10 protein-coding genes are annotated in these 7,636 nt (G+C 66.7%); 8 read left to right on the forward strand and 2 right to left on the reverse strand.

Annotated elements, in window-relative coordinates; all coding sequences use genetic code 11:
- The first annotated feature begins 39 nt into the window (after positions 1-39).
- From AC1DQP_RS13145 to AC1DQP_RS13160, 4 genes are all read left to right on the forward strand, one after another.
- Positions 40-1,170 carry a GNAT family N-acetyltransferase gene (locus tag AC1DQP_RS13145; protein WP_256776709.1) on the forward strand — a complete coding sequence of 377 codons (1,131 nt, stop codon included), beginning with the start codon at positions 40-42 and terminating at the stop codon, positions 1,168-1,170.
- Positions 1,167-1,910, forward strand: a complete 744-nt coding sequence (aat, locus tag AC1DQP_RS13150; RefSeq protein ID WP_478051758.1) for a leucyl/phenylalanyl-tRNA--protein transferase — start codon at positions 1,167-1,169, stop codon at positions 1,908-1,910. Before AC1DQP_RS13145 ends, aat begins: the two co-directional genes overlap by 4 nt.
- Positions 1,911-2,108: 198 nt before the next feature.
- A complete protein-coding gene (gene infA / locus AC1DQP_RS13155; protein ID WP_005409596.1) occupies positions 2,109-2,327 on the forward strand; it encodes a translation initiation factor IF-1 in 219 nt (72 codons plus the stop codon).
- Positions 2,328-2,540: 213 nt separating this feature from the next.
- Positions 2,541-2,909 (forward strand): hypothetical protein, encoded by a 369-nt coding sequence (locus AC1DQP_RS13160; RefSeq protein WP_256776707.1) that lies wholly within the window; start codon positions 2,541-2,543, stop codon positions 2,907-2,909.
- A gap of 72 nt (positions 2,910-2,981) precedes the next feature.
- Here AC1DQP_RS13160 and clpA read toward each other — a convergent pair whose 3' ends face one another.
- Complete coding sequence (clpA, locus tag AC1DQP_RS13165) at positions 2,982-5,264, reverse strand: ATP-dependent Clp protease ATP-binding subunit ClpA (RefSeq protein WP_256776706.1); 2,283 nt, start codon at positions 5,262-5,264, stop codon at positions 2,982-2,984.
- Between clpA and AC1DQP_RS13170 the strand changes: the two genes are divergently transcribed.
- On the forward strand, positions 5,263-6,225 hold the full coding sequence (locus tag AC1DQP_RS13170; RefSeq protein ID WP_478051759.1) for an aminoglycoside phosphotransferase family protein: 963 nt from the start codon (positions 5,263-5,265) through the stop codon (positions 6,223-6,225). The genes clpA and AC1DQP_RS13170 overlap by 2 nt on opposite strands.
- Here the strand turns inward: AC1DQP_RS13170 and clpS are convergent.
- A complete protein-coding gene (clpS, locus tag AC1DQP_RS13175) occupies positions 6,222-6,554 on the reverse strand; it encodes an ATP-dependent Clp protease adapter ClpS (RefSeq protein ID WP_256776704.1) in 333 nt (110 codons plus the stop codon). The two genes, AC1DQP_RS13170 and clpS, sit on opposite strands and share 4 nt — an antisense overlap.
- Before the next feature lie 81 nt (positions 6,555-6,635).
- On the opposite strand from clpS, the gene AC1DQP_RS13180 reads away from it, so the two are divergent.
- The 3 genes from AC1DQP_RS13180 to AC1DQP_RS13190 form a co-directional block, all read left to right on the forward strand.
- A complete protein-coding gene (locus AC1DQP_RS13180; protein WP_256776703.1) occupies positions 6,636-7,100 on the forward strand; it encodes a hypothetical protein in 465 nt (154 codons plus the stop codon).
- Positions 7,101-7,577, forward strand: a complete 477-nt coding sequence (locus tag AC1DQP_RS13185; RefSeq protein ID WP_478051760.1) for an NUDIX hydrolase — start codon at positions 7,101-7,103, stop codon at positions 7,575-7,577.
- The coding region (locus AC1DQP_RS13190; protein WP_478051761.1) for a hypothetical protein at positions 7,577-7,636 on the forward strand (60 nt) is incomplete at its 3' end. The genes AC1DQP_RS13185 and AC1DQP_RS13190, both read left to right, overlap by 1 nt.

Genomic DNA, 7,636 nt, shown 5'->3' on the forward strand with positions numbered 1-7,636 from the left:
CCCCCCCCATTCCCCATCGCCCTGCCCTATCCTCTCCCCATGCCTGATCCACGCTTCCTCCATCGCCTCTCCGACGTCCCCGCCGCCGACTGGGACGCCCTGCACGACGGCAGCAACCCGTTCGTCAGCCATGCCTTCCTGGCCGGGCTGGAAGCGCACGGCTGCCTGCGCCCGGAATGGGGCTGGCGACCGCGCCACTTCACCCTGTGGGACGGCGACACCCTGGTCGCAGCGATGCCCGGTTACCTGAAGGACAACTCGCACGGCGAGTTCGTGTTCGACCATGCCTGGGCCAACGCCTACGCGCGGCACGGGCTGGACTACTTCCCCAAATGGCTGGGTGCGGTGCCGTACTCGCCGGTGACCGGGCCGCGCCTGCTGGCGCATGACGACGTCGATCGCGCAGCACTGGCCGAGGCGCTGCGTGCCGAGGTCGATCGCATCGGCTGGTCGTCGGCGCACGTCAATTTCCACCGCGCCGAGGAAGATGCGGCATTCGGGCCGGGCTGGATGCTCCGCGAGGACATCCAGTTCCAGTGGCACAACCCGGGCGACTGGCGCGATTTCGACGATTTCCTGGCCGCCATGGACCACAAGCGCCGCAAGAACATCCGCCAGGAACGCAGCAAGCTGGCACGCAGCGGGGTCACTTATCGGATCGTGCATGGGGATGAAGCCAGCGAAGATGACCTGCTCGCCATGCATGGGTTCTATCTGCAGACCTTCGCCGAGTACGGCAACTCGCCTGCCTTGACCCTGCCGTTCCTGCGCCATCTGGCAGCCTCGATGCCGCGCCAGCTGGTGATGTTCCTGGCCCAGCTGGACGGCGCCCCGGTCGCAGGCGCGCTGTGCCTGCGCGGCGCCGACACGCTGTACGGCCGCTATTGGGGCGGCGCCACGCTGCCTGGCCTGCATTTCGAGACCTGCTACTACCAGGGGATCGAATACTGCCTGCGCGAGGGCCTGACCCGTTTCGAACCCGGCGCGCAGGGCGAGCACAAGCTGGCGCGCGGTTTCCTGCCGCAGATCGTGCGCAGCCGCCACTGGGTGGCCGAGCCGGCCTTCGCCGGCGCGCTGAGCGGCTGGTGCGCGAGTGAGCGCGAGGACGTGGCGCGCTATGCAGTGGCACTGGCCGAGCACAGCCCCTTCAAAGCTGCGGACCCGGCATGAGCCGGCCGTTGCCCTGGGGGCTGGGCGCCCGCCCGGATGCCCCCTTCCCGCCCGCCGAGACCGCGCTGCGTGATCCGGACGGACTGCTCGCGGTCGGTGGCGACCTGTCCCCGGTGCGCCTGCTCAATGCGTACGCCAACGGCATCTTCCCCTGGTTCTCCGAGGGCCAGCCGCTGCTGTGGTGGTCGCCGGACCCCCGCATGGTGTTCCGCACCGACGGGGTGCGCCTGTCCTCGCGCTTCCGCCGTAGCCTGCGCAACAGTCCGTGGACGGTGCGCGCGGACACCCGCTTCGCCGAGGTGATCGCCGCCTGCGCCGCCAGTCCGCGACCGGGCCAGGACGGCACCTGGATCACCGTTCCCATGCAGCAGGCGTATATCGCCCTGCATCGGATGGGCCACGCGCATTCGGTGGAGGTCTTCGATGCAGGCCGATTGGTGGGTGGCATCTACGGCGTGGCGATTGGCCGGATGTTCTTCGGCGAAAGCATGTTCAGTGCGGCCAGTGGCGGCTCAAAAGTAGCGCTGGCGGCGTTGGCCCATCGCCTGGCGCAGTGGGGGTGGCCGCTGATCGACGCGCAGGTGGAGAACGATCACCTGCTGAGCATGGGCGCCGAGCACTGGTCACGCGCGCGGTTTTTGACGCTGGTGCGCCAACAGGTGCAGCTGGAGGCGCCGGCGGGACTGTGGACGGAGCGGTTTGGTGACATGGATGCGGCCCTGCTTGCGGGCCGGGCCTGATGCGGCATCGGCCAACGGTCGGCACTACCGGGGCCTTGATGCCTGCCGACCGGGCTGACCGATGCCTGACCCACGCGTAACGGGTGAATGCCCAGTAAACCCAAGCGTTTAACGCAAACTTTGCATGAACGGGCGAAGGCGCGTAAAATGCCCGCTCTTAAGGCCAGCTCGGCCGTTTACAGAACTGCACAGGACTACATGTCGAAAGACGACTCCATCGAGTTCGAAGGCACCGTCAGCGAGACGCTGCCGAACACCACTTTCCGCGTACGACTGGAAAATGGGCATGAAATCATCGCCCACATCTCCGGCCGCATGCGCAAGAACTACATCCGCATCCTGACGGGCGACCGTGTCAAGGTCGAAATGACGCCCTACGACCTGACCAAGGGTCGCATCACCTACCGCATGAAATAAGCGGTTCGGGCGACTTCCCTTCGGGAGACGCAGAAGGCCAGCCAGGTGCTGGTCTTTTTGCGTGGGCGCGAAAAAGTGCACACCCCTGCCGGGCGACACCCTTACCCTGTGCACCCTGACATCGGTCAGGCTGCCTTGCTGCAGATTCGCAATGGCGCAGCCCGCGCCACTCTGGTCCCGGTCCACTCCGGATCGCCACTGTCGGCCCCCGCCATGAAGACCCTGTCCCTGCTGAGCCTGCTCCTTGCCGCCTGCTCCGCCGTTGCGGCCAACGCCGCCGAGCCCGCCGCCGCTGCGAGCGCGTGCGTCACCCTGAGCGCCGATCAGCAGATCGTGCGTGCCAATGCCGATCGCGACGTGCTGCTGCGCAACGGCGACCAGCACTACATCGTGCGTTTCAACAACAGCTGCAACAGCGCCGCGCTGTCGCCCAAGCTGGAATTCGTCACCCCCGACCGGGCCGGCGAGCTGTGCAGCGGCGGCATCAGCAGCCTGCGCACCAAATCGCAGAAGTGCGGCATAAGCGATGTGGAGTCGATCACGGCCAAGGAGTTCGCCACGCGCGCACGGGCGCGACGCTGAGCACGTGATGGCTGGCAATGAAAAAGCCCCTTTCGGGGCTTTTTCAACGACTGCATCCACGTTACCCGGCGATCACTCCACCGTGGCAGGCAGACGCCGTTCCGGCTCGGCCTGGGCTTCCACGAACAACGCGTCGTCGCGGACATCGATGCTCACCCGGCCACCGTTGACCAGCTTGCCGAACAGCAACTCGTCGGCCAGCGGGCGCTTGACCTTGTCCTGGATCACGCGCGCCATCGGGCGGGCGCCCATCAGCGGGTCGAAGCCGTGGCGGGCCAGCCAGTCGCGCGCGGTCGGGGTCGCCGACAGGCTGACGTGCTTTTCCTGCAACAGCATTTCCAGCTCGATCAGGAACTTGTCCACCACCCGCAGGATGTGCTCGAAGCCCAGTGGCTGGAACTGCACCACCGCATCGAGGCGGTTGCGGAATTCCGGCGTGAAGCTCTTGCGCAGGATCTCCATCGCGTCGGTGGCATGGTCCTGGCGGGTGAAGCCGATCGAACGTCGCGAGGCCTGGGCCGCGCCGGCGTTGGTGGTCATCACCAGCACCACGTTCTTGAAGTTGGCTTCGCGCCCGTTGGTATCGGTGAGCACGCCACGGTCCATGACCTGCAGCAGGATGTTGAAGATGTCCGGGTGGGCTTTTTCCACCTCGTCCAGCAGCAGCACGCAGTGCGGGGTCTTGACGATCTTTTCGGTAAGCAGGCCGCCCTGGTCGAAGCCGACATAGCCCGGGGGCGCACCGATCAACCGACTGATCGAGTGCGGCTCCATGTACTCGCTCATGTCGAAGCGGACCAGCTCGATGCCCAGCTGCAGCGCAAGCTGCTTGGTCACTTCGGTCTTGCCGACACCGGTGGGGCCGGCGAACAGGAAGTTGCCGATCGGCTTTTCCGGGTTGGCCAGGCCCGAGCGGGCCAGCTTGATCGCCGAGGACAGGGTCTCGATGGCCGGATCCTGGCCGAAGATCACCATCTTGAGGTTGCGCTCCAGATGCTGGAGCACGTCCTTGTCGGTGGCACTGACCTGCTTGGCCGGAATCCGCGCCATCTTGGCGACGATGGTCTCGATCTCCTCGATGTCGATCAGTTCCTTGCGCTCGCCCTCGGGCAGCAGCCGCTGGCGCGCACCGGCCTCGTCGATCACGTCGATCGCCTTGTCCGGCAGCAGCCGGTCGCCGATATGCTTCACCGACAGGTCCACCGCCGCCTGCAGCGCGTCATCGGCGTAGGTCACGCCGTGGTGCGCTTCGTAGCGGGGCTTGAGGCCCTGCAGGATCTCGTAGGTTTCGCCCACGGTGGGCTCGACGATATCGATCTTCTGGAAGCGCCGCGCCAGCGCGCGGTCCTTCTCGAAGATGCCGCGGTATTCCTGGAAGGTGGTCGAGCCGATGCAGCGCAGCTCGCCCGACGCCAGCGCCGGCTTGATCAGGTTGGAGGCGTCCATGGTGCCGCCCGAGGCCGAGCCGGCACCGATGATGGTGTGGATCTCATCGATGAACAGCACCGCATTGGGCATCTTCTTCAGCGCGGTGAGCACGCCCTTGAGGCGCTTCTCGAAATCGCCGCGGTACTTGGTGCCGGCCACCAGCGCGCCCAGGTCGAGCGAGTAGATGATGGCATCGGCCAGCACATCGGGCACCGAGCCTTCGACGATACGCTTGGCCAGGCCTTCGGCGATGGCGGTCTTGCCCACGCCGGCTTCGCCCACGTAGAGCGGGTTGTTCTTGCGGCGGCGGCACAGCACCTGGATGGTCCGCTCGATCTCATCGCTGCGGCCGACCAGCGGGTCGATCCGGCCATTGCGGGCCGCTTCGTTGAGGTTGCTGGCGAACTCGGCCAGCGCGTCGCCCTTGCCCTCGCCTTCGCCACCCTCGGCACGCCCTTCACCGTCGGCGGCCGGCGGCACTTCGCCGTCCTCGCCCAGCTTGGCGATGCCATGGGACAGGTAATTGACGATATCCAGCCGGGTCACGTCCTGCTGGTTGAGGTAATACACCGCGTGGGAGTCCTTCTCGCCGAAGATGGCGACCAGCACGTTGGCGCCGGTGACCTCCTTCTTGCCCGAGGACTGCACGTGGTACACGGCCCGCTGCAGCACGCGCTGGAAGCCCAGCGTGGGCTGGGTATCGCGGCCGTCGTCTTCGGCCAGGCGCGAGACCGAGGCCTCGATGGCCTGCTCCAGCTCCTGGCGCAGGCGTTCGGCGTCCGCCCCGCAGGCCTTGAGCACGGCTTGGGCGGACGGGTTGTCGAGCAGTGCCAGCAGCAGGTGTTCCACCGTCATGAACTCATGCCGGGCCTCACGGGCGCGCTTGTAGCACTGACCGATGGTGTGTTCGAGGTCTTTACTGAACATGTTCTACTCCGGCGGCAGGTGGAAACAATATGCGGCCTTGCTGCGCAATTTCCATCACCCTAGCGGATCGGTGCGTTCAGACGGCGTTAGCAGTCCGACCACCGCTCACCGATTCCCCAGGCCATTCCAGCGACTCCATCATGCCCGAACCCACCTCACGACATGGCAGCTCGCCCGTGATGGCGATGTCATCACCACGCCGCGCGGCCAACTGTACCCGGTCCGCCTCCCCGACGGCAGCGCCGCCATGTTGAAGGTGAGCACGGATGCCGAGGAGCGCAACGGCCACCGGCTGCTGCGCTGGTGGGACGGCGACGGGGCCGCGCGCGTGCTGGCGCACGACGGCCCGGCGCTGCTGATGGAGCGGGCCGTGCCGGGTGATTGCCTGCGCGACATGTCGATCCAGGGCCGGGATGCGCAAGCCACCGCGATCCTGTGCGGGGTGCTGGAACGCCTGCATCGGCCCCGGGGCGCGCCGCCGGACGGGCTGCTGGACTTGAACCGGTGGTTCAGCGATCTGCTGACGCCGCCGATCGCGCTGTCGCCACTGCTGGAACAGTGCAGATCATTGGCGATGACGGCGCTGGAGGCACAGATCGAGGCGAGGCCGCTGCATGGCGACCTGCATCACGACAACGTGCTGGATTTTGGCGCACGCGGCTGGCTGGCGATCGACCCGAAACGGGTCCAGGGCGACCGTGCCTTCGACTACACGGTGCTGTTCACCAACCCGGATGTGTGCGGACCGGGCATCCACGTGGCCACTGACGAGGCCGTGTTCGAGCAGCGGCTGCAACAGGTCTGCGCACGGGCCGGGCTGGAGCGCCCGCGCCTGCTGCGTTGGATCGCGGCCAGCGCCGGGCTCTCGGCGGTGTGGTTCCTGGCCGATGGGGGTGCCGCGCCGGTGAATCTGGCCGTGGCGGCCATGGCTGTGCAGCGGCTGGCCGAGGCGAGCGGTTAGCCGCTGGTCTTTTCCATCGTGCACAGCAGCGGATGCTGGTTCATGCGCGAGAATTCGTTGACCTGGGCGACCTTCGACTCGGCGACCTCACGGGTGAACACCCCGCACACGCCGCGACCGCGGGTGTGTACGTGGAGCATCACCTGGGTGGCCTTGTCCAGGTCCATGGCGAAGAAGCTCTGCAGGACGGTCACCACGAAATCCATCGGGGTGTAGTCGTCATTCAACAGCATCACCTGGTAGAACGGCGGCGGTGCCACCTCCGGCCGGGCCGGTTCCAGCATGACGCCGTGATCGTGGTGGGGTTCTTGGGAAGGCTCTCGTGGCATCGGTCCATTATAGCGGGAATGGACGTTGCCCCTGTGGCCCTTCACAATCCCCCTATCCATCTCCACATTCACAGGGATTTCATGAAAAGGATCGTCACCGCGCTGTTGTTGACCGCCACGGTGTTTGGCGCGCACGCAGCCGAAGCCGACAAGGCCGTCGGCCGGGTGCTCAAGCAGCTGGACTACCCCTACGAGATCGACGAGGACGGCGACTACAAGCTGGTCTTCGACGCCGGCGATGACCGCACCCAACTGGTGTTCGTCCGCTCGACGGTGGAAGAATTCGGCACCCAGAAGATCCGCGAGATCTGGTCTCCGGGCTATAACTCGCCGGGCAAGCAGTTCCCGGCTGCGGTGGCCAACCGCCTGCTGGAAGACTCGCAGGACGCCAAGCTGGGCGGCTGGGTGAAGCAGGACCAGCTGGCCATGTTCGTGGTCAAGGTGGACGCCAATGCCAGCGCCGCTGCGCTGAGCGACGCCATCGATGCGGCCATGCGTACCGCCGATGCAATGGAAAACGAACTGACCGAGACGGACGAATACTGAGTGAATGCCGTGCAGCACCCGCGCTGGACGCCGCATGTCACCGTTGCCACCGTGGTGGTGCGTGACGGGCACCTGTTGCTGGTGGAAGAGCGCATCGACGGCCGCGACGTGCTGAACCAGCCGGCCGGCCACCTCGAGCCGGGCGAAAGCCTGGCCGCCGCGGCGGTGCGCGAAACCCTGGAGGAGACCGGCTGGCAGGTGCGGCTGAGCGCCTTCATCGGCGTCTACCAGTGGACCGCCCCGGACGGCACCGCATTCCTGCGTTTTGCCTATGCCGCCGAGCCGGTCAGCCATGATCCGGCCCGTCCGCTGGACGAGGGGATCCTGCGCGCGGTGTGGCTGAGCCCGGCCGAACTGCAGGCCGAGCACGCACGCCTGCGCAGCCCGCTGGTCTGGGAGGTGGTCGTCGACTACCTCGGCGGACAGCGCCACCCGCTGTCGATCGTGCGGGAGACTGAGTACCCCCCCCACGGGTGATGGTGGGCGTGTCCGGCGGCGTGGATTCGTCGGTGGCAGCCTGGCGGCTGGTCCAGCAG

The organism is Stenotrophomonas sp. P5_A8, from assembly GCF_056400545.1.